20 protein-coding genes are annotated in these 20076 nt (G+C 71.2%); 7 read left to right on the top strand and 13 right to left on the bottom strand.

The genetic code is table 11. From position 1 onward, the window contains the following. Nucleotides 1-28 precede the first annotated feature (28 nt). Nucleotides 29-916 carry an LLM class F420-dependent oxidoreductase gene (locus ACTOQ3_RS24620; protein ID WP_440085695.1) on the bottom strand — a complete coding sequence of 296 codons (888 nt, stop codon included), beginning with the start codon at nucleotides 914-916 and terminating at the stop codon, nucleotides 29-31. A gap of 435 nt (nucleotides 917-1351) precedes the next feature. Between ACTOQ3_RS24620 and ACTOQ3_RS24615 the strand changes: the two genes are divergently transcribed. Continuing rightward, nucleotides 1352-2173, top strand: a complete 822-nt coding sequence (locus ACTOQ3_RS24615) for an alpha-lytic protease prodomain-containing protein (protein ID WP_440085694.1) — start codon at nucleotides 1352-1354, stop codon at nucleotides 2171-2173. Nucleotides 2174-2241: 68 nt separating this feature from the next. Here ACTOQ3_RS24615 and ACTOQ3_RS24610 read toward each other — a convergent pair whose 3' ends face one another. The 4 genes from ACTOQ3_RS24610 to ACTOQ3_RS24595 form a co-directional block, all read right to left on the bottom strand. Then, nucleotides 2242-3558 (bottom strand): hypothetical protein, encoded by a 1317-nt coding sequence (locus ACTOQ3_RS24610; RefSeq protein ID WP_440085693.1) that lies wholly within the window; start codon nucleotides 3556-3558, stop codon nucleotides 2242-2244. 9 nt (nucleotides 3559-3567) lie between these two features. After that, on the bottom strand, nucleotides 3568-3954 hold the full coding sequence (locus ACTOQ3_RS24605; protein ID WP_440085692.1) for a hypothetical protein: 387 nt from the start codon (nucleotides 3952-3954) through the stop codon (nucleotides 3568-3570). Between the two features lie 76 nt (nucleotides 3955-4030). After that, a complete protein-coding gene (locus ACTOQ3_RS24600) occupies nucleotides 4031-4867 on the bottom strand; it encodes a copper resistance CopC family protein (RefSeq protein ID WP_440085691.1) in 837 nt (278 codons plus the stop codon). A 338-nt stretch (nucleotides 4868-5205) separates the two neighbouring features. Then, nucleotides 5206-5637 (bottom strand): cold-shock protein, encoded by a 432-nt coding sequence (locus ACTOQ3_RS24595; protein WP_440085690.1) that lies wholly within the window; start codon nucleotides 5635-5637, stop codon nucleotides 5206-5208. A 220-nt stretch (nucleotides 5638-5857) separates the two neighbouring features. On the opposite strand from ACTOQ3_RS24595, the gene ACTOQ3_RS24590 reads away from it, so the two are divergent. Further along, on the top strand, nucleotides 5858-6826 hold the full coding sequence (locus tag ACTOQ3_RS24590) for a threo-3-hydroxy-L-aspartate ammonia-lyase (RefSeq protein WP_440085689.1): 969 nt from the start codon (nucleotides 5858-5860) through the stop codon (nucleotides 6824-6826). Between the two features lie 153 nt (nucleotides 6827-6979). Here the strand turns inward: ACTOQ3_RS24590 and ACTOQ3_RS24585 are convergent, their stop codons facing one another. Next, entirely contained in the window at nucleotides 6980-7198 is a 219-nt protein-coding gene (locus ACTOQ3_RS24585) for a hypothetical protein (protein ID WP_440085688.1), read from the bottom strand. Between the two features lie 27 nt (nucleotides 7199-7225). Next, nucleotides 7226-7669, bottom strand: a complete 444-nt coding sequence (locus ACTOQ3_RS24580; RefSeq protein WP_440085686.1) for a VOC family protein — start codon at nucleotides 7667-7669, stop codon at nucleotides 7226-7228. A gap of 187 nt (nucleotides 7670-7856) precedes the next feature. On the opposite strand from ACTOQ3_RS24580, the gene ACTOQ3_RS24575 reads away from it, so the two are divergent. After that, entirely contained in the window at nucleotides 7857-8465 is a 609-nt protein-coding gene (locus tag ACTOQ3_RS24575) for a TetR/AcrR family transcriptional regulator (RefSeq protein WP_440085685.1), read from the top strand. A gap of 65 nt (nucleotides 8466-8530) precedes the next feature. On the opposite strand, the gene ACTOQ3_RS24570 is transcribed toward ACTOQ3_RS24575, so the two are convergent. From ACTOQ3_RS24570 to ACTOQ3_RS24555, 4 genes are all read right to left on the bottom strand, one after another. Continuing rightward, a complete protein-coding gene (locus ACTOQ3_RS24570) occupies nucleotides 8531-8887 on the bottom strand; it encodes a DUF1330 domain-containing protein (RefSeq protein ID WP_440085684.1) in 357 nt (118 codons plus the stop codon). Between the two features lie 295 nt (nucleotides 8888-9182). Next, nucleotides 9183-10265: a class I SAM-dependent methyltransferase gene (locus ACTOQ3_RS24565; protein ID WP_440085683.1), complete on the bottom strand. Its 1083-nt coding sequence runs from the start codon at nucleotides 10263-10265 to the stop codon at nucleotides 9183-9185. Between the two features lie 351 nt (nucleotides 10266-10616). Further along, complete coding sequence (locus ACTOQ3_RS24560) at nucleotides 10617-11426, bottom strand: alpha/beta fold hydrolase (RefSeq protein ID WP_440085682.1); 810 nt, start codon at nucleotides 11424-11426, stop codon at nucleotides 10617-10619. A gap of 343 nt (nucleotides 11427-11769) precedes the next feature. Continuing rightward, nucleotides 11770-12720 carry a glucosyl-3-phosphoglycerate synthase gene (locus ACTOQ3_RS24555; protein ID WP_440085681.1) on the bottom strand — a complete coding sequence of 317 codons (951 nt, stop codon included), beginning with the start codon at nucleotides 12718-12720 and terminating at the stop codon, nucleotides 11770-11772. A 131-nt stretch (nucleotides 12721-12851) separates the two neighbouring features. On the opposite strand from ACTOQ3_RS24555, the gene ACTOQ3_RS24550 reads away from it, so the two are divergent. Continuing rightward, nucleotides 12852-15071 carry a hypothetical protein gene (locus ACTOQ3_RS24550; protein WP_440085680.1) on the top strand — a complete coding sequence of 740 codons (2220 nt, stop codon included), beginning with the start codon at nucleotides 12852-12854 and terminating at the stop codon, nucleotides 15069-15071. A gap of 17 nt (nucleotides 15072-15088) precedes the next feature. Here the strand turns inward: ACTOQ3_RS24550 and ACTOQ3_RS24545 are convergent, their stop codons facing one another. Beyond that, on the bottom strand, nucleotides 15089-16558 hold the full coding sequence (locus tag ACTOQ3_RS24545) for a helix-turn-helix domain-containing protein (protein ID WP_440085679.1): 1470 nt from the start codon (nucleotides 16556-16558) through the stop codon (nucleotides 15089-15091). Nucleotides 16559-17031: 473 nt separating this feature from the next. On the opposite strand from ACTOQ3_RS24545, the gene aceA reads away from it, so the two are divergent. Further along, nucleotides 17032-18324 (top strand): isocitrate lyase, encoded by a 1293-nt coding sequence (gene aceA / locus ACTOQ3_RS24540; RefSeq protein WP_440085678.1) that lies wholly within the window; start codon nucleotides 17032-17034, stop codon nucleotides 18322-18324. Between the two features lie 256 nt (nucleotides 18325-18580). Here aceA and mihF read toward each other — a convergent pair whose 3' ends face one another. After that, nucleotides 18581-18889, bottom strand: a complete 309-nt coding sequence (mihF, locus tag ACTOQ3_RS24535; protein ID WP_440085677.1) for an integration host factor, actinobacterial type — start codon at nucleotides 18887-18889, stop codon at nucleotides 18581-18583. Nucleotides 18890-19052: 163 nt separating this feature from the next. Here mihF and ACTOQ3_RS24530 point away from each other — a divergent pair, with 163 nt between their 5' ends. Then, entirely contained in the window at nucleotides 19053-19226 is a 174-nt protein-coding gene (locus ACTOQ3_RS24530; protein WP_350920360.1) for a hypothetical protein, read from the top strand. 376 nt (nucleotides 19227-19602) lie between these two features. Continuing rightward, nucleotides 19603-19890, top strand: a complete 288-nt coding sequence (locus tag ACTOQ3_RS24525) for an HU family DNA-binding protein (protein ID WP_344750228.1) — start codon at nucleotides 19603-19605, stop codon at nucleotides 19888-19890. Nucleotides 19891-20076: the final 186 nt, after the last annotated feature.

Genomic DNA, 20076 nt, shown 5'->3' with positions numbered 1-20076 from the left:
GGCGCGGACCGTGGAGCGGGTCCACGGCTCAGCCGTCCAGCGGGAGTGTTTCGGCCAGGCGACGCCACGCGGCGCGCGGCAGGTCGTGGAAGGGGTCGTCGGTCACGACCTGGATCGCGAGATGATCGGCTCCCGCGTCCAGGAAGTCCGCGGCCCTCCCGGCGACGGCGTCGGCGTCCCCGAGCGCGAACACCGCGTTCACCAGCCGGTCGCTACCGCCGTCGCGGAAGTCGTCCTCCTCGAAACCCAGCCGGCGCAGGTTGTTGGTGTAGTTGGGCAGCTTCAGGTAGAAGCGGAGATAGCCGCGCGCGGTGGCGCGGGCGCTTTCGAGGTCGGGATCGAGGACGACCTTCAGCTCGGGGGCGAGCAGGGCGTGCTCTCCGAGGATCTCGCGGGCCTGGGCGGTGTGCTCGACGGTGACGAGATACGGGTGCGCGCCCGCGGCCCTGTCCCGGGCCAGCTCCAGCATCCTGGGGCCGAGAGCGGCCAGAACACGCGCCTGCGCGGGCACCGGATCGGCGGCGGAGTCCAGCGCGTCCAGATACTCCCGCATCGCGGAGTACGGGCGCGCGTACCGCTCGGTGAGGCCCTCGTGGCTCACGCCGAGCCCCAGGACGAAGCGCCCGGGATACTCTCGCTCGAGCGCGGCCCGCCGGGCGGCGACCTCGGCGGCCTCGTACTCCCAGATGCTGAGGATGCCGGTGGCCACGGTGATGCGCGGGGCCGCCTCGAGGAGCGGTACGGCGTGGTCGACGGCCGGGCTCCCGCCGAGCCAGAGGGTGCCGTACCCCAGCGCGTCCAACTCGGCCACCGCGTCGTCGAACGCGCCCGTGTCGGCCGGGCCGTCGCCGCGCGACGCGTTGCTCCAGGCCCCGCTCCAGATGCCGAACCTGCCCAACCGGCTGTCTCGCGGCATGACGACCTCCCTGACCATAGGCGAACATGTCTACTGCCCTCGGTTCTGCTCGCGGGAGCGAGGCGCGGCCACCGGCCCTCCCGCCTGCCCCTTCATCTCCACCATGTCCCGCGGTCAAACCGAGCGTTCGCGCACGCTCCCGGGCGATGCCCGATACTCCCCCCGATGCGAGGAAGTTCGCGAACGCCGCCGGCAACCGGTGAAGTGCCCGATCGGAGCCGGCCGTCGCGGGCGCGGGGAGCGCGACCGGCGGCCTTGACCTGGGCGTACCGGTCCGCCGGCCGGGATCATCCGTCCCGCGTGGCGCCCGGCCTTACCGGCGGGAACCGGCTACGGCTGGATTAAGGTGGCGGTGCCCCTGTCGCGCGACCGGCCCGCGACGCGGGATGGCCTCCCCCCTCACGCTTCGAAAGCCGAGGTCGAGGAGAGACTCACATGTCCCGCAGCCACATCGCCGCCACGGGGTGCGTCCTGGTGATCACCGCGCTCACCCTGACAGCCCTTCCGGCCGTCGTCGCGCACCGGGCGGCGGGCGCCGCCCCTGTCCCTGCGCCTGCTCTGATACCTTCTCCCGCCGTCACCACGCCCAGGCCCTCGGGCGGTGCCGCACTCACCCCGGCGGCTCCCACCCCGACGGCCTTCGCCCCGACGGTCCTCACCCCGGTGGCCCCGCCTCAGACGGCGGCGAGCTCTCCCCCCGCGATAAACCTGCCGCCTGGCGTCATCGAGGCGCTCCAGCGCGACCTCGGTCTCACCAGGAGGCAGGCCGAGACCCGGCTGCTCAACGAGATCCGGCTGGCACCGGTCGAGGCTCGGCTGCGCGAGGAGCTCGGCGGCCGCTTCGGCGGCTCCTGGTTCACGGGAATGCTGGCGCAGACCCTCGTGGTCGCCACCACCAGCGCCGCCGACATTCCGAGGATCATCTCCGCGGGCGCCAGGGCCGAGGTCGTCCGCGTGTCGCTGGGGACGCTCAAGGCGGTCAAGCGGAAACTCGACGAGGCCCTGTCCACCCGCCCGATCGGGGAAAGCGTCCGGTACATCGACGTGCGGAGCAACAAGGTCGTCGTCCTGTCCAGGCACGTCTCGGTGACCCAGAACGTTCTCAAGTCCATCGGGGTGAACACGGACCTGGTGGTCGTGCTGGCCTCCCAGGAGGACCCGCGTCCCGTGCACCTTGTGGAGCGTCCCCGGTACGGCCCCAAGGGGGCGGCGCCTACCACATCGGGGAGAACCGCTGCTCCGTCGGCTTCCCGGTGACCCACTGGACCCGCTGGACCCGCGGGACCCACGGGTAGGAGGGCCGATCGGTGGCAGGGCGGGGCCGGTCAGCCCGCGAAGAGGAGAAGCAGGCCCACCACCGTGTAGACCACCATCAGCAGCAGGAGGGGAATCTGCCCGAGGACGGCGGTGCGCCGCGGGAACAGGGCCAGCGCGCGGTCGTGGGCGAGCACGGTGCCGACCACGTGACCGACGACGATGACCGTCACCTGGAGCATGGCGATCCCGGCCGGGGAGGTACCGGCCGCCTGCACGGTCCACCCCGCGGTGCCCAGCCAGTCAGCGCCGGTGACCAGCGGATCGGAGAGCAGGGCGAGGGTCCGCTGCCCCTCCAGGAGGAGAAGCGTGTAGTAGTGGGCGACCACGTACCCGACGGCGATCGGAACCACCGCGTGGGCGAGCTCGCCCGCCGTCGTCCCCGGCTCCGCCGCGCCCCACCGGCCGGCCAGCGAGGTCGCGCCGCGGTACGCCGCGAGCACCAGGCCGATGACGGTGAGCAGGCCCACCGACCCCATGACCGGAGCCGGCACCGAACTCTCCTGCACGAAGCGCACCCAGACCGGGGCGTTGGAGAGACTGTCGTACATGGTGGAGCCGAGGAGCACCACCACCAGCACCGTCAGCCCCGGCACCGGCCGGAGCCCGGCCATGCCGTCCAGCGAGTTACGCCAGGTCACGACGCCGTCGGGGCGTCTTGCGATCGGGGCGAGCCGGCCGACGAGGGTGCTGTAGACCTCGAACGCGTCCGCGTGGTCGAACCAGCGCGACCCGAAGAGCACCGCTCCCCCGAGCATGAACACGACGTAGGCGGCGAGCCAGGCCCCGATGACGGGCAGGGTGGCCCGCTCGGGGGCGACCAGTTCCAGCCAGACGAAAGCGAGGAGACCGCCCGCGGCGGGCCAGTAACCCAGCCCGCCCGGCAGCGGGCGCAGCCCGGTGGCGGGGTCGCGCCCGAGCCCCTTGCAGGCCAGCAGGTGCAGCGTCCGCAGCGGGTTGAGGACCGGCCACACCGGCCCGAACAGCAGCGAGAGCGGCACCAGGCCGACCCAGAACAGGACGTAGAACACCCCCGCCGTGGGGTTCTCGACCTGGTCCGGGCCGAAGAGCAGGCCCACGCAGAAGTACGCCGCGGCGACGAGCCCGGCGGCACGCCAGAACCACGGCCACGCCCGCGCGGACACCACCCCCTGGACGACGGAGGCCAGCGGGCGGGGACGGCGGACGTCGGCGCCCAGCCGCGGCTCGGTCCACAGGGCGCCCAAGGCCACGAACGACACCAGCAGGGCGAGGATCGCGCCGGTCAGCGCGGCCTCGAAGGGGATCGGCAGGTCCTGGCGACCGCCGATGCCGTGAGCCAGGAACATCACGCCGGCCTAGCGCACCACGAGCTGGAAGAGCTGCAGCTTCGAGTCGTGGGTCTCGACCTCGAACAGCCCGTCCCGGTCCGCGACGAACTCGATCGTCGCGGGGACGCCCGGCTTCAGGTCCGCCGCCTTGTCGTAGCCGTGGACGTGCGCCTCGTCGGCCGCGTCACCGGTCACCGTGATCCGTACCGTCTGCCCCTTGGTCACGTCGATCCGTCCGGGCGGGGGCGTCACCTGCCGTCCGGCGATGGTCACCGCGATCTCCTTGACCGTCGAGGCGCCGGGGGCCGCGCTGGGCGAGCCGCAGGCCGTGGCCATCGGCAGGGCCATCAGCAGGGCCACGCCGAGCATGAGCGCGGCGAGCAGCGGGCGGCGGCGGGCAGGGGGTGACGTCATGGCTGTTCTCCTGGGGGGTGGGGGTGTCAGGCCGGCGCGGAGGCGGCGAGCCGGCACGGCGGCGGGGGCGGGCCGGTCAGCGTCGCTTGGCGCTCTTGACCGCCTTGGCGCCCTTGGCGCTCTTGGCCGCCTTGCGCGACGCGGTCGCGGACCGGCCAGGAGGCGTTCGCGCGGGTGGCCCGGTGGGACGCCGCCGGACCTCCGCGCCGCGGGGCGACGGCCTCCGTGCCGCCCGGACCACCATGAACGCCACTCCGACGACGAGGACGGCGGGCAGCAGCCACACCGACAGATCGAAACCCGAGGCGGCCTGGGGCGCGTTCGAAGCCGCCGCCTGCGGCGTGGTCTGGGGGGTGGCGGGGGCGGCCGCTCCGGCCGACGGTACGGCGCTGGGTTCCGCCGGGTTGAGCAGCGCGGGGTCGGGCTCGTTCGTGGGGGCCTTCCAGCCCTTGGGCGCCTTCGACATCTTGCCCTTGTAGGTGAACTTGACCTCTCCGGTGACCTTCTCGCCGTCCGAGGCGACCGACATGTAACGGGCGACGTACAGGCCCTGCTCCGGCCAGTACGCGACCGGGACCATCGCCGGGAACCCGGTGTGGTAGAGGTTCGGCTGCCAGGTGCCGTCCACGAGGTTGTACTCCGTGACCGGCTCGTCGAGGCGCTTGGGCTGCCCGTGCGACCACGGCTGGTCGACGCGGGCACCGCTGGGGGTGGTGACGGTGAAGTACGCGTTCGGGGCGGGCTTCTCGGTGAAGTAGAGCGCGAGCGACTCCATCGGCTCGGTCACCGTGCTGTCCTTGGCCGGCGTCGACATCGCGAGCTGGCCGTGCGCGGACGCGGGCGTCGCGAGGGCGGTCAGCGCGACGCCGGCGACGACGGCCAGCACGAGCAGCTGACCCAACCAGCGCGCCATCGCCACCTCTGCTCTCCACCGGGAAGGCCCACTGGCCCTGGAAACCGCGGGCGATTCCGACCGCTCAAGGTCAATTCCCGTCGAGAGTAGCCGCTTTTGTCCCATATGAACAGAACTTGGGTGCGCATCCGACCAAAGAGCGTCCGGGACTGTGAACCACGCCGTCCCGCACCCGTTCCGCGACGCGCGGCGGCTTCGAGTGGGACCGCGCCGTCACCCCGAACCAGTCGCGCCGGTACGTCGACGGGCACGTCGCCGGAGCCACCACCGACAGCGGCGGGCAGAACCCGGATCGCGCCCACCGCGATCCGGGTCACCGGAAGGCGCGCCGGCCGGCCTCAGTCGTCGACCCAGCCGTGGGACCGGGCGAACGCCAGGAAACGATGCCTGACCTGCCCGATCTGCGCGCCCGTCAGCGTGGGCGCGTGCTCGATGAGCAGCTCGGTCACCGCACCGCTGAAGGACTTCGCCGACAACACGTCGCACACACCGTCGTCGTCACCGAGCTGCTGCGGGGCGGCGGTGGCGACCGGGGACGCCGCCGCGACCGGCCGCCGGACCGGCGGCGGGTCCAGAAGGGTGACGGTCGAGACCTTCAGGCCGCGCTCGCCCTCCATGACCTCGTACTCCACCCGCAGACCGGGCTGGACGGCGTGCCGGCTCTCACCGAAGTCGTTGGCGTGGAAGAACACATCCTCGCCCCCGCCGACGGCGGCGATGAAACCGTACCCGCGCACCTCATCGAAACGAAGAATCGTACCGACTGCCACAACAACACCACCTGCACAGAGAATCGCACCGCTTCACTGTCACTTTCCGGAACTGTCCGGACAGTGAGTCCGCCTGCCTGTCACACCGGACGACCCGATGCTAGACCGGACGGCGCGCCATGTCCGAGCCGATTCCATGACACCGCCCGGTACACCGGCTGCCCGGCGGGGATGGCAGGCTTCGGGTCCGTAGCCGTGCCCCGAGAAGAAGAGGTAGCCGATGTCCCCGTCACCGGCGTCACCGACCTATGACGACGTCCTGAGCGCCGCCGCCCACATCGCGCCGCGGGCCCATCGCACCCCCGTGCTGCGCTCACGCCGCATCAACGAGAGCGTCGGCACCGACGTGGTGTTCAAGTGCGAGAACTTCCAGCGGATGGGCGCCTTCAAGTTCCGCGGCGCGTTCAACGCGCTGTCGCGGTTCACCCCCGACCAGCGACGCTCGGGCGTGGTCGCCTACTCCTCGGGCAACCACGCCCAGGCGATCGCCCTCGCCGCCCGGCTGCTCGACATCCCGGCCACGATCGTCATGCCGCACGACGCGCCGGCCTCGAAGGTGGCCGCCACCGAGGGGTACGGCGGGCAGGTCGTCCGCTACGACCGCTACACCGAGGACCGCGAGGAGATCGGCCGCGCGCTGGCCGCCGACCGCGGCCTCACGCTGATCCCGCCGTACGACCACCCCCACGTGATCGCCGGTCAGGGCACCGCCGCCAAGGAGCTGTTCGAGGAGGTCGGCGACCTCGACGCGCTCTTCGTCCCCCTGGGCGGGGGCGGCCTGCTCTCCGGTACGGCGCTGTCGGCCCGGGCGCTGTCGCCCGGCTGCGCGCTGTACGGGGTCGAGCCGGAAGCGGGCGACGACGGGCGGCGGTCGCTGCGCGAGGGCTCCATCGTCCACATCGACACGCCGAAGACCATCGCCGACGGCGCGCAGACCCAGCACCTCGGCGCCCACCCCTTCGAGATCATCCGCCGCGAGGTCGACGACATCGTCACCGCCACCGACGCCGAACTCGTCGACGCCATGAGGCTCTTCGGATCCGTCATGAAGATCGTCGTCGAGCCCACCGGCTGCCTCGGCCTGGCCGCCGTCCGCAACCTCGCCGCCGAGCTGAGGGGGAAACGGGTCGGTGTGATCGTCAGCGGGGGCAACGTCGACCTGGAGCGCTACGCGTCACTGCTGGCCTAGTGACCGGGCCCCGGAGGACGTCGGCGATCGCGGGGCCGGAGGGTGCCGGCCCGTCGTCGTCGTACGGCCTGGACGCCGGCACCCGGATCTCCGGTTTCCCGTCGTCGTGACGGGAACCCGTCGCCGGCACGGTCGACGGCTGTGGCCGGCCGGTCAGGCCGACGGGCCGACGATGCGGTAGCCGCTCTCGGCCAAGGTGCGGGCCATGTGCTCGGCGTACCACTGCGGCCAGTCCTCGTCGTGCCGTCCGCCGAGGACTTCCGCCTCATGGACACCGTGGGCGGTCGCCGCCCGCTTGAGGACGTCAAGGATGATCTCCGTCGTCGTGAGGTCTCGCACAGGACCCGCGTTCGGGTCTGTCGTGGGTTCCATCGTCTGCTCCTTGTCCGTTCGACCGGTTCAGCGGCCGGGGGCGCGGGTGACGACTTCCTGGAGGATCCATTCGTTGCCGTCGGGATCGTCGAACGAGGCGAAGGAGCCGTAGTCGGCGCGATCGGGATGCGGTCCGGCGACGCGGTTCGCCGTGCCGGCGTGGTGGAAGACGCCGTCGGCGTCGTGCCAGACCTCGCTGACCTCGGCGCCGCGGGCGAGCAGTTCGGCACGGGCGGCTTCGATGTCGGTGACGATCAGGTGCAGGCCCTGTGCCGATCCGGGGGCGGCCGCGGAGACGCCGGTCCCGAAGATGATCGACGCTTCCGACCCGGGCGGGGTGACCTGCACGACCCGGAAGTCGCCGCCGCCGGGGAAGTCGGCGTCCAGACGGAAACCAAGCTTCTCGTAGAAGGCCTTGGCGCGGTCGACGTCGGAGACGGGAATGACCAGAACTTCGAGTTTCAGATCCATGATGTCGTTCTCCTTGATGCGGTGATCGGGGAATGCGGTGAGCCTTGGTGAAGTTGTCGTCCCGGCCGGGACGCGAGGGGGGGTCGTTCCCGGTACTGGAATCCACCGGAGTCACAGCCGCCGGGATCGACTGTTAATTAGATGATAAGCGTCATATCATGACGCCATACGGAAGGCGCGATGACACATGAGCAGGGCCTCGCGGGCGGACGCCGCCAAGCACCGGGAAGAGATAGTGGCGGCGACGGCACGACTGCTCCGCGAGCGCGGCGTCGGCGGCGTGAGCGTGCAGGACGTCATGTCGGCCGCGGGCCTGACGCACGGCGGCTTCTACAAGCACTTCGGCTCGAAGGACGAGCTGATGGGGATCGCGACGGACTCCGCGTTCGGCGAACTGGCCTCCTTGCTGCGACAACTGCGCCAGGACCACTCCGACGGCGCGGAGGCGAGGTCGGAACTGATCTCCAGCTATCTGTCGTCGAAGCACCGTGATTCACCCGGGACCGGCTGCGCCAACGCCGGCATCGCCGCCGACGCCGCCCGGGCCGGGAGCGGAAGCCCGCTGCGCGTCTCCTACACGACCGGACTGCGAAACACGATCGAGCTCCTGGCGGAGCTTCAGGACCCGCAGGTCGCCGACGACGGCACGGCACGCGAGCGGGCGATCGTGTGCCTCGCCACCATGGTCGGCGCGATGACACTCGCGCGGGCGGCAGCCGATGATCCCGTGTCGGACGAGATACTTCAGGTCGTCCAGGACACCCTTCTGCGGCGCGGTGGCGCCCACTCCCGGTGAGGCCTCTCGGCCCTGTCGCGCGACCTGCTTCATGACGGGCGAGGGCGATCCGGGTCGCCGCCCGGTCACCTGCTCGTGGCCGCGATCGCCGCGCGGACCTCGCCGGCGAAGCCGGCGACCGTGAAGCCCGCGGGGAGGCTGTCGACGAAGACGAGATCGGAGATCGAGTTCATGGTCCGAAGGGGCAGGATCTCCTGGTAGGCGGAGGAGTTGTACCAGTCCGTCGCGGCCGCGCGGTCGGGGAACTCGATGAGCACGACGGAGCCGGGCCAGGCGCCCTCGATCACGTCGGCACCGCCCTGGGCGAGCCACCTGCCCCCGAAGGGTTCCACGGTGGCCTCCACCTGCTCCAGGTACGCCAGCCCCTGCTCGTTGGGGACGTCACCCGGGATTCGGAGGTGATTGATGAGATAGGTGCTCATGAGAGATCTTCCTGTCCGTATTAGATGTTGTACATAATCTAAATTATGCCGAGGGAATCTGCGAATTACGTGATGAACGTCATATATCGGTCAGGCGTGGGCCGTGACCGTCCCCGTGGCACGGCCTATCACGGGGCGAGTCGTCCGAAAGACCCGAGACAGGTCATCCGCGAGAGCACTGCGGCGGGCACGACCGTGCCGAGCGTCACGGTCCGAGGGATCGCGACGTCGTCGATCGTCACCACGTCGGAACGACCCCGCGGCCGAGTACTGTCGGCCCGCCGTTCGACGATGATCACCGTTTGACGTCGTATACGCGGTTGGTGAGGGTCTCCGTGACGAGTCTCCACCTGTGCAGGCCCGCCTCATCGGCGATCTCCCTCATGATCTCCTCGCCCGCGTGGTTCCCCAGCGCGTACGGACCCTTCTGAGCTGTCGCCGCCGGCAGGCAGAGCGTGGCGGAGGTGGACGCGAAGGACCGGCCGATCGGGTTGATGCTGTCCAGCGGATTGTCCGAGGTGTTCGGTTCGACGACCATGCAGCTGCCGTCAGGGGCCAGCGTCTGCCTGACACGGCGGAAAGCGCCGCCGGGATCACCGAGATCGTGCAGGCAGTCGAAGAAGGTGATCAGGTCGTACTCACCGCCGGGGAAATCCTGAGCGGTCGCGACCGAGAAGCTCACCCGGTCGCCGAGTCCCTGCTCCGCCGCCGTGCGCCGGGCGGCCTCGATCGACGGGCCGTGGAAGTCGAAACCGTGGAACCGGGACTTCGGGAACGCCTGAGCCATGAGCAGCGTGGTGTGGCCGAAGCCGCACCCGACGTCCGCGACCGACCCGCCCCACTGCAACATGTCCACGACACCGTCCAGAGCCGGCAGCCACTCCCGCACCAACGAGGCCGCGTAGCCCGGACGGAAGAACGCAGCGACCCCTTCGTACAGCTCCGGCCCATGCTCCTGCCAGCCCACGCCCTCGCCCGTGCGGTAGGCGTCCACCAACGCGTCCTCGGTGGCGTAGAGGGAGGCGAGCATCGTGAAGGCGCCGACCGCGTACGTGGGCGCCGCCGGGTCCGCGAGGACGGCGGCATGCTCGTCCGGCAGCAGATAGGTACTCGTCCCGGGTTCGTAGAGCACGTACTCGCCGGCCACCTGCGCCGCCAGCCACTCCCTCACGTAACGCTCGACCAGCCCGGTGCGCTCGGCCAGTTGCCGCGATGTGAGAGGTCCGGCTCCGGCCATCGCCGTGTACAGACCGAGGCGGGCGCCGATCGACGTGGCCAGCCCCGCGAACGCGGCACCGCTGTCGACCACCACGCGTCCCAGGAACTCCGCGAGGCGGTCCTGATCAAGCTCTTTCCTGGTGTCCGTCACTGTCTTCACCTGTCCTTGGTCGTGCCGGGCTCGCCGTCCGCGGGTGAGGAGGTCGTTGTCCCGTGGCGCTTCCGGCTGTTCATGAAAACGTGCGGCTCGGGGTCGGCGGCATCGGGAGGCACGACGATCGCACCGCGCCCGGCTTCGCTCCCGGCCGCGAACCGCGCGCGGTTCGGTCCCGGTGTACGGACACTCCGGCGCCCGCCCCAGTCTCACCTCGACGTGGAGCGGCCGGTCCTCCGGGTCCGCGACTTCGACGTACGGCGTCCCCCTGTGGTCGACACGTGTCACCGGCGCGCGAGCGGGGCGTCCCACAAGGTGCCGGAGCCCGTCCCCGCCGGAGCGAGGGCCACCGGGCGATCAGGCTCCGGCGGCGTCGAGGATGAGATCGGTGACGGCGTCGGGGTGGGAGAGCGGGGAGACATGGTTGGAGTCGATCTCCACGGTGTGGGAGTGGGCGCGTTTGGCCTCGAAGCGCTGGAGGGCGGCGGGGATGGCCTTGTCCTGCCTGGAGACCAGGACCCAGGAGGGGATGGTCCTCCAGGCTGCCACCGTGGCCTTCTCCGTGAACGCTGAGGCGACGATGGGGCGCTGGGAGGCCGCCCCCACGGCCAGGTCCTGCGCGGGGAAGTCGGGCGCGACGATCCCTGCGAACCTGTCGGGCCGGAGGTAGAGTTCGGTGCCCTTGGTGCCGTCGGCGTTCTGGAACGACACGGACTTGAGTGCCGCGTCGAGCTCGCTGCCCGGGAACCTCGTCACCAGTTCGCCGAGTGTCTCACCCTTGTCGGGCATGAACGCGGAGACGTAGACCAGCGACTTCACCTGGGGGTTGCGGGCGGCCGCGTTGGTGATCACCGCTCCACCGTAGGAATGACCGACCAGCACGATCGGGCCCTTGATGCTCTTCAGGATGCTTGAGGTGTAGGCACCGTCGGAGACCGGCCCCCGCAGGGGATTGGCGGTGGCGACGACGGTGTAACCGTCCTTCTGCAGGAGTTGCGTAACGCTGTTCCAGGTGGAGGCGTCGGCGAACGACCCGTGCACCAGAACCACGGTGGGCTTCTTCGCCGTCGCGCGGTGGATTTCCCCGGCCGCGCCCGCCGGAGTGGCGACCACGGCGGTGAGGGCGGCGACGGCGCCGAGCAGGGCGAGCGGGCGGGCGGGCTTCATGGTGACTCTTCTCTGAGATTCATACGGCCGGTCACACGCGAGGGCCGCACGCGAGCCGGGGAGGTGCCGACAGCGGGCGTGGAGTGGCCCCCTCGGCGCCTCGGGCGCCGGATCGGGATGTCGGGCCGGGAGGTCCCACCAGTGGTGGGCGCACTTCTCCGGAGGCCCGTTAGGTGATGAATGTAATCTATCCCTTGAAGATGGCCGCGGCAATTTAACTGTCAGCCATCATCTAAAAATGGGACGACGGCAGACGCCGAACGCGTCGCCGACGACGGAACCCGGGTCGGCCGTCGGCGCGTCGCCACTCCGCCGCCCGTGCCGATGCCGGGCCACCGCGTGCTCAGCGGGCGGAGCGGTAGGCCGGGATCGTGACCATCGGGGGGCGTTCGGCGACGGCGACGTCCCGGACGCTCACCTGGTGGCCGTCCGCGCCCCGGCGGAACTGGGCGAGGCTGGGAGAGGGCCGGTGCAGGGAGACCATCATGTTCTGGCGTTCCAGGCGTGACCACGAGGTCTGCAGGATCTGGGCGGCCATCCCGCCGAGCGCCTCCGTCGACTGGTGGGAGTGCACCCGGCGGCCCAGGTCGACCTGGGCCAGGGCGTCGAGACCGGCGAGGTCGAGCAGGTCGATCAGCAGGGCGAGTTCCACCCCGTAGCCGGTGACGAACGGGACGCTCTCCAGTACGGACCTGCGCCCGGCGTACTCCCCCGCGAGGGGTTGCACGAACCCGGCCAGCCGCGGCCAGTGCAGGTTGAGCAGGGGGCGCGCGACCAGCTCGGTGACCCGCCCGCCGCCGCTCTGCACGTTCCGCAGGGGCCGGTCGTAGCAGCCCTTGACGTAGACCACCGCCGGGTCGGCGAGCAGCGGGCCGAGCAGCCCGGTCACGAAGGACGTGCGGAACTCGCGCAGGTCGGCGTCGACGAAGACCAGCAGGTCGCCGGAGGTCGCGGCGAGGGACTTCCAGAGCGCCTCACCCTTGCCGTCCAGCGGTTTGAGATCGGGCAGGACCTCGTCCTGGGCGATCACCGTCGCCCCGGCCCGCGCGGCGCGCGCGGCGGTGTCGTCGACGGAGCGGGAGTCGATGACCACGAGCTCGTCGACGAGCGGCACGGCCTCCATGAGATCGCGGCGGATCGCGGCGACGATCTCCCCGACCGTCTCCTCCTCGTCGCGGGCGGGCAGCACGACGCTGATCGTCGTCTCCCCCTTGGCCCTCAGCAGCTCCGGCAGCGCCCAGTCGGCCGAGGATGAGGTGCGCCCGCGTAGCCACGCCTCGACCTCAGGCAGCACGACCCGTCCTTTCCATCACCTCGGTGGTTAGGGGTATCACCTTATGTGGCGCCGATTCCGCACACCTACCGGCTCCCGTCCCCATCGCGCAGGTGGGAAGATCAGTCCAGTCCGGAACGAGGGGGGACGGCATGAACCCGGTAGCCGTGATGCGGGCGGCGCGCGGCGTCCGCGACGAGCTCGACAGCTTGATGGGCGGCGCCTCCGGCGAGCTTCGCGACCGGCTGGATCCGCTGCTCGCCGAGGCGGGCAGCCGGCCTCCCGGGCAGCTGGCCGACGCGGTCATCATGCTCATCGCCGAGTACGGCCCCGCCTGGGAACGGCTCACCACGCTGCTGAGCCTGGACCGGGGCATCACCGCCGAACAGGTGCTTCCCCTGCTGTCCCAGGGAGCGGGCGCCGAGTCCGGCCCGCACGGGGGCGGCGGGAGCAGCCTCAGCCCTCCGACGCCGGGCGGCGCGGGTCCCACGCCGCCCTCCTGGGGCGCGGCGCCGCCGACCGGTACGGACCCCTCCGGCCGGGATCCGGCCGACGCTCCGCAGACCGCCGCCTACACCCCGGACTGGACGCTTCCCGGCGCGGAAGGGCAGGGGCATCCGGCGCCGGGTCCCGGGCGGGCACCGCGGGACCGGGGCGGGGACCCGCGCGACACCGAGCGCGACAACGGGTACGGCGACATGCCGTCCACCGGCGCCATGAGCGCCGACTGGCTGCGTCCCGACCAGGTGTCGGACCCCGCACCCCCCGTGCCCCCCGTGTCCCCCCAGTCCCCGCCGTTCCCGTCGCCGTCGTCGTGGCTGTCGCAGGAACCGTCGCAGGAACCGCCGTTCCCCCGGCCGTCGCCGTCCCGGGAACCGCAGGCCCCCCAGACCCCATCCCCATCCCCGCTCCCGGGGACACCACAGGCCCCCCAAGGGTCACCGTCACCGCCACCGTCGCCGCCGGCACCGGCCGAACCGCCCGCCGTGGCGCCGGCTCCCACCGAGGGGCGGGGCCCCTCGGTCCTCGACCGGCTGACCGGCGCCTTCCGCAGGCGGCGCAAGGAGACGCCCGCCGTGGCGCCGGGATCGGAGTGGAAGGGGATCCCGCTGATCGAGTCCCCCGCCGAGGCGGTCGCGGGCTGGGGTGCCGAGGTGGCGATCGGCGTCGCCCCCGGCCAGGGGCAGGACGGCACCGCGACACCGCGCGAGCCGCTCGACCTGGACATCCAGATCGTCGCCGAGGGCTTCGACGCGCCCGGCGGGTGGCGGGTGCGGCTGCGCGCCGACGAGACGGCACCGTACCCGCGCGCCGCGGTCAACCTGATCGCCCTCGCCCAGGAGGAGCCCGAGGTCTCCCGGCAGATCCAGGCGACCTACACGGTACGCGGCCAGGTGATCGGGTTCGGCCTGCGCGCGATCACGGTCCACGGCTCGCCCGGCAGCCTGAGCGGGCACGAGGCGCTGGAGCCGGTCTCGGGTACCCGCATCCGCCCGGCCCTGATGGGCGAGCCCGCGGACGTCACGGCGATCATCGTGCACGGCGACAGGCCGGGACGGCTGTGGTGGACCTACCAGTCGCCGCACTTCGTCACCCCCGACCGCGCCGAGCTCTGCGACCTCGGCACGCGGGCCTCGGAGTTCGGCGGGCGTCTGACGGGGCGGGGCCGTCTCTCCGAGGAGCTGGGACGGGAGGTCGGCTCGCGCGTGCCGTGGGGTTTCTGGGAGTTGCTGAACGCGGTGGCCGGCCGGGTGGCGCCGCGCCGCCCGAGCGTGCTGATCCTCTCCCAGGAGCCGCACGTCCCCTGGGAGCTGGCCGTGCTGGAGCATCCCTACGACCCCTCGCTCCCCGGTTACCTGAACTGCCAGACGGTGACCGGCCGCTGGCCCCTCGGCGGGCGGCGTCCCGAGCTGCCCCCTCCCTCGGACGCGCGTGCCGACCGCGTCGCGGTGGTGCACGGCGAGGCGCAGGCGCACCCGCTGGTGACGGAGTACGGCGCCACGCAGGTCTCCCCCGCGCTCGGCGACGTCCTGGGCGTGCTCGGCCAGGGTCCCGAGGTCGTCCACTTCACGGACGGCGGGGCCGCGTCCGAGGTGCTGGGCCACGATCTGGCCGGGAGCCCGTTCGTCTTCCTGGAGGAGCCGGGGGACGCCCGGGCGTTCCTGCTCGCGGGCGCGAGCGGGGTCGTCGTCCCGCTCTGGTCCACCGGTGGCGGGCCGGCGCCGGAGTTCTACCGGCGCTGCTTCGCCGGTGAGCCGCCGGCCGAGGTGCTGCGGTCCATGCGCGCGCAGGCCCCCGACAGCGCGGGCGCCTACCAGTTCCACGGCCACCCGTCCCTGACGTTGCACCGGACCGCCCCGCCCGCGGGGTGAGGCCGGGACCCGCGCGTTCAGCCCGCGGCGTGGCGCTCCAGGAAGGTGTAGACGTCGGCCTCGTCCACCCCGGGGAAGGACCCGGGCGGCAGCGCGGCCAGGATGTGGGAGTTGCCGCGGGCCGAGGGCCAGGCGTACCCCTCCCAGCGCTGGGTCAGCTCGGCGGGCGGGCGGCGGCAGCAGTCGCCGGTGGGGCAGCCGGACTTGGTGCGGGTGGTGACCTCCCGGCCGCGGAACCAGCGCGACTCCCGGTACGGGACGCCCAGGGTGATGGCGAAGTCGCGCTCACGTGAGATGTCGACGTGGGCGAGACAGAAGTAGGTGCCGGTGGGCGAGTCGGAGTACTGGTAGTGGACGGAGAAGCGGTCGGGTGACAGGAAGACCTGGCGTCCCGACCACTGCAGGCACATGCGCTGGCCCTCGATCGCGCCCTGCTCGTCGGCGGGGAAGACGATGCCGTCGTTCTCGTACGCCTTGTAGATGATCCCGTCGGCGTTGTTGCGGACGAAGTGGCAGACCAGGTCCAGGAAATGGGTGGCCAGGTTGGTGAAGCGGTGCGCGGCCATCTCGTAGGAGACGGCGAACACGTCGCGCAGGTCCTCCACGCTCAGCGCGCGGTCCTTCTTGGCCTCCCGCAGGTACGGCACGGCGGCGGCCTCGGGCACCAGGACGGCGGCGGCGAAGTAGTTGGCCTCGGTCCGCTGGCGCAGGAAGTCGGCGAAGTCGCGGGGCCGGTGGTGGCCGAGGGAGAGGTGGCCGAGGGTCTGCAGCAGGATCGTCCGCGGGGTGTGCATGCCGACCTGCTCGTGCTTGACGTAGATGCGCCGGTTGCGCAGGTCGGAGATGGAGCGCACGGTGCGCGGCAGGTCCTGGACCGTCTGGACGGTGTAGCCGAAGTGGCCGACCAGCGCCTGGACCGTGCTCTGCGACAGCGCGCCCGAGCGGTAGCCGACCGCGGCGAGCGCCTCGGCGGCGGCCTGCTCGATCTCCGCGAAGTAGTTGCCCTGCTCACGCTGCTTGCGGCGGAGCTCGGCGTTGGCGGCGCGGGCCTCCTCGGGGGTGGCGGTCCCCCTGGCCTGGCGTGAGCGCAGCTCGCCGTAGAGGCCGAGGATGTGTTCGAGCACGTCGTTGGGGACCCGCGCGGAGATCTTCAGCCTGGCCAGGCCGAGCCCGGCGTACAGGGGGTCGCGCTGGGCCTCCTCCAGGGCCATCTCCAGCTGGGCCCGCCGGTTGGGGGCCTGCCTGCGGAGCAGCTCCTCGATCGGCACGTTGAGCGCGGCGGCCAGGGACTTCAGCAGCGACAGCTTCGGCTCGCGCTTGCCGTTCTCCAGCAGGGAGAGCTGGCTGGGCGCGCGGTTCACGCGTTCGCCCAGGTCGGAAAGGGTGAGGCCGCGCTGCTTGCGCAGGTGTCTCAGCCGCTGGCCGAACGCGATGAGATCGAGCTCCTGCGTCAAGGAAAGCGGTTCTTCACCCACCAAAGATGCCATGACCCGATGCTAAACGAAATTTCCGAGGAAATTTCATCTCCTTGCGGGTCACCCGGACGGATGTCGCCGCACTCGTCCTGGAGCGTCCGCCGCGCTCGCCGCCGGAGCCCGCCGGGCGCGCCCGCGCGGGGGCTCCCATGACGAGGTAGCGGTAGGCGGGGGTGTCGCCCCGCCGGGCGCGCCCGCGCGGGGGCCCCGGTCCACCGGTGGCGATCACCGCGCCGGCCCGCCGGAGATCTCCGCCAACCCGAAACCGGTGCGCACCCCCGGTGCCGGCCTGCGAACACCTGATCCCCGCACAAGAATTGGTCTAGTCCTTAGAGAAAACTATTAACTTCTTCCCCTCCAAATACCGATGAGTATTGATCCTAGGAGAATAATCTTCATTATTTCGTCCGAGTCGACCTTGTTTGACCGTTTCGCCGAGGCACACACTCGAACTAGGCACCCAGGGGACGAAAAGGAGTCGCATCATGAATGATCGCCTCAAGGGAGCCGCAGACGAGCTGCGGCGCGAGTGGGAGACCAACCCTCGCTGGAAGGGGACGACGCGGACCTACACGGCCGAGGACGTGGTTCGGCTCCGGGGCTCCGTCCAGGAGGAGCACACCCTCGCCCGGCTCGGCGCCGAGCGGCTGTGGGACCTGCTGAACACCGAGGAATACGTGCACGCCCTGGGCGCGCTGACCGGCAACCAGGCCGTGCAGCAGGTCAAGGCCGGGCTCAAGGCCATCTACCTGTCCGGCTGGCAGGTCGCCGCCGACGCCAACCTCGGCGGCCAGACCTACCCCGACCAGAGCCTCTACCCGGCCAACTCGGTCCCGGCCGTCGTGCGGCGCATCAACAACGCGCTGCTCCGCGCCGACCAGATCACCTGGTCGGAGGACGACCGGGACGCGCCGCACTGGCTGGCGCCGATCGTGGCCGACGCCGAGGCCGGCTTCGGCGGCGTGCTGAACGCCTTCGAGCTGATGAAGGGCATGATCGCCGCGGGCGCGGCCGGGGTGCACTGGGAGGACCAGCTCGCCTCGGAGAAGAAGTGCGGCCACCTGGGCGGCAAGGTGCTCATCCCCACCGGCCAGCACATCAAGACCCTCAGCGCCGCCCGCCTCGCCGCGGACGTGCTGGGCGTGCCGACCCTGGTCATCGCGCGGACCGACGCTCAGGCCGCGACCCTGCTGACCACCGACGTCGACCCCCGCGACCAGGCGTTCACCACCGGCGACCGTACCGCGGAGGGCTTCTACCGGGTCCGCAACGGCGTGGACGCCTGTATCGCCCGCGGCCTGGCCTACGCGCCCCACTCCGACCTGCTCTGGATGGAGACCTCCACCCCGGACCTGGACGTGGCCCGCGAGTTCGCCGAGGCCATCAAGGCCGAGCACCCCGACCAGATGCTGTCCTACAACTGCTCGCCCTCGTTCAACTGGAAGAAGCACCTGGACGACTCCACCATCGCCAAGTTCCAGCGCGAGCTCGGCCACATGGGCTACAAGTTCCAGTTCATCACGCTGGCGGGCTTCCACTCACTGAACCACTCGATGTTCGACCTCGCCCGCGGCTACGCCGAGGACGGCATGACCTCCTACGTCGAGCTCCAGGAGGCCGAGTTCGCCTCCGAGGCGCGCGGCTACACCGCCACCCGCCACCAGCGCGAGGTCGGCACCGGATACTTCGACCTGGTCAGCACGGCCATCGCGCCGGACTCCTCCACCACGGCCCTGAAGGGGTCGACGGAGGAGCAGCAGTTCGCAGAGGCTCACTGACTCTCCGGACCGGGCTCGACCGGACGCTCCCAGGGCATGGGACGGTTCCCCGGACGAGCCCGACGGCCAGGTCGAGGGGCCCCGCCGCGCGGATCTCCCCCGAGTCCGCGCGGCGGGGCCTCCCCGCCTCGGCCCCTTCCCGCGCCTCGCGCTCAGCGCACCGGCCACGGCGGCCCCTCCCGTACCCGTTCCCCACGGCCCGCGTCCCCGGGAGCCTCTCCCCCGGGGACGCGGGCGGCGGACGGCGGGCGGCATCTCAGCGGCCGACGGCCTCGATGAGCTTGCGGCGCTGCTGGGTACCGAGGCCTCCCAGACGGCGCGCCTCGTCCACGTCGGCCTGCGCCATCAACTGCGCGGCCTTGACGGTCCCGACTCCGGGCAGGGCCCGCAGAGCCTGCGACACCTTGATGCGCTTGGCGATGTCGTCCTCACGGCCAAGCAGTTGCTCCAGGCTGAGCGCGCCGGTCTTGACCTCGGCGAGAAGCTTGGCGCGAGCTGTACGGATCTCGGCGGCCTTGACCAGGGCGGCCTGACGCTGTTCGGGGGTGAGCTTGGGCAAAGCCATGGTGTTTTCTCCCTGATGACGGTAATTCCAGCGTCCTGCTACCCAAAGCCACCAGGTTAATCATCAGAGGGCATACATATAGATCCACAGCCTCCATGCCGTGTAGCACGATATGCCCGTTTGGTTACCCCGCCCTTACCCGGTTCTCCGTAGCCTCGAGCTCATGGGTATCTGGCGAAGCCCCCAGGGCATCGAGGTTGAGGCGATCGTGGTCCACGACGGCCCCTGTCTGCTGGTCACCCGCCGGATCGACGGTCGGCGGGTCCTGGTGGCGTACTGCATGAACATCCGCGAGGTCGGAGAGCACGTCGACCTGGCCGAACTGGTCCCCGCGTAGCGAGCCCCCGCGTATGCGAACGATCAACAGTGGATCATGTCCGAGTCTTGTTCGGTACGCGTGTCAACTTCCGCGACCTCTGAGGCGTCGAGTAGTCAGGGAGGCTCGATGGATGTTCTGATCGGCCTCGTTGACGAAGATCTCCTTCTGGAGCTCATCCTCGTCGAGGCACTGCACACGGAGGCGGAACGGCTGGCCGCCCAGCCCGACCGCTGAACGAGGCCGGGTGCCCGCCACCCGAAACGGCGGGCACCCGCGCGGCGAGCGCAAGACGGGCGGCCGCGCGAGGACCCGGTCACCGCGGGGACGTCACACCCGCGCGACGAGTGGGGAACGGGGCTCGATTCACCGGGTGGTGATGGCGTTAACTGTTCCCATGAACAAGCGCGAGCTGATCGAGAAGGCCGCCGCCGAGGCCGGGCTCACCCGGAGGCAGACGGCCGCGGCTCTCGACGCGATCCTGGGGACGATCCAGACGGCCGTGGCGGCCGAGGACAAGGTGGCGATTCCCGGATTCGGTTCCTTCGAGATGGTGCACAGGCCCGCGCGGAGCGGGCGCAACCCGCAGACCGGGGAACCGCTGGAGATCGCGGAGACCTGGACGGCGAGGTTCAAGCCCAGCCCGGGGTTCATGGGCCTGATCCGCCAGCGCAAGAAGGACTGACCCCCTCGGCCGGAGACCGGCGGCGGGAAGGCGACGGCCCCCGGGGAAGTATCCATTCCCCGAGGGCCTGGAGTGCCGCCATATCGCGGCACCGGCACGTTTAAGGATCCGGGTCACTCATGATGAGGTCGCACTCTGCCGTTAAGTTATAGACGCACGTGGAGCGTCCAGCGGGACTCGAACCCG

The organism is Streptosporangium sp. LJ11 (assembly GCF_051918945.1).
Lineage (GTDB): Bacteria > Actinomycetota > Actinomycetes > Streptosporangiales > Streptosporangiaceae > Streptosporangium.
Note: the sequence above shows the minus strand (reverse complement) of the source record. Positions and strands in the feature narration are given on the sequence as shown.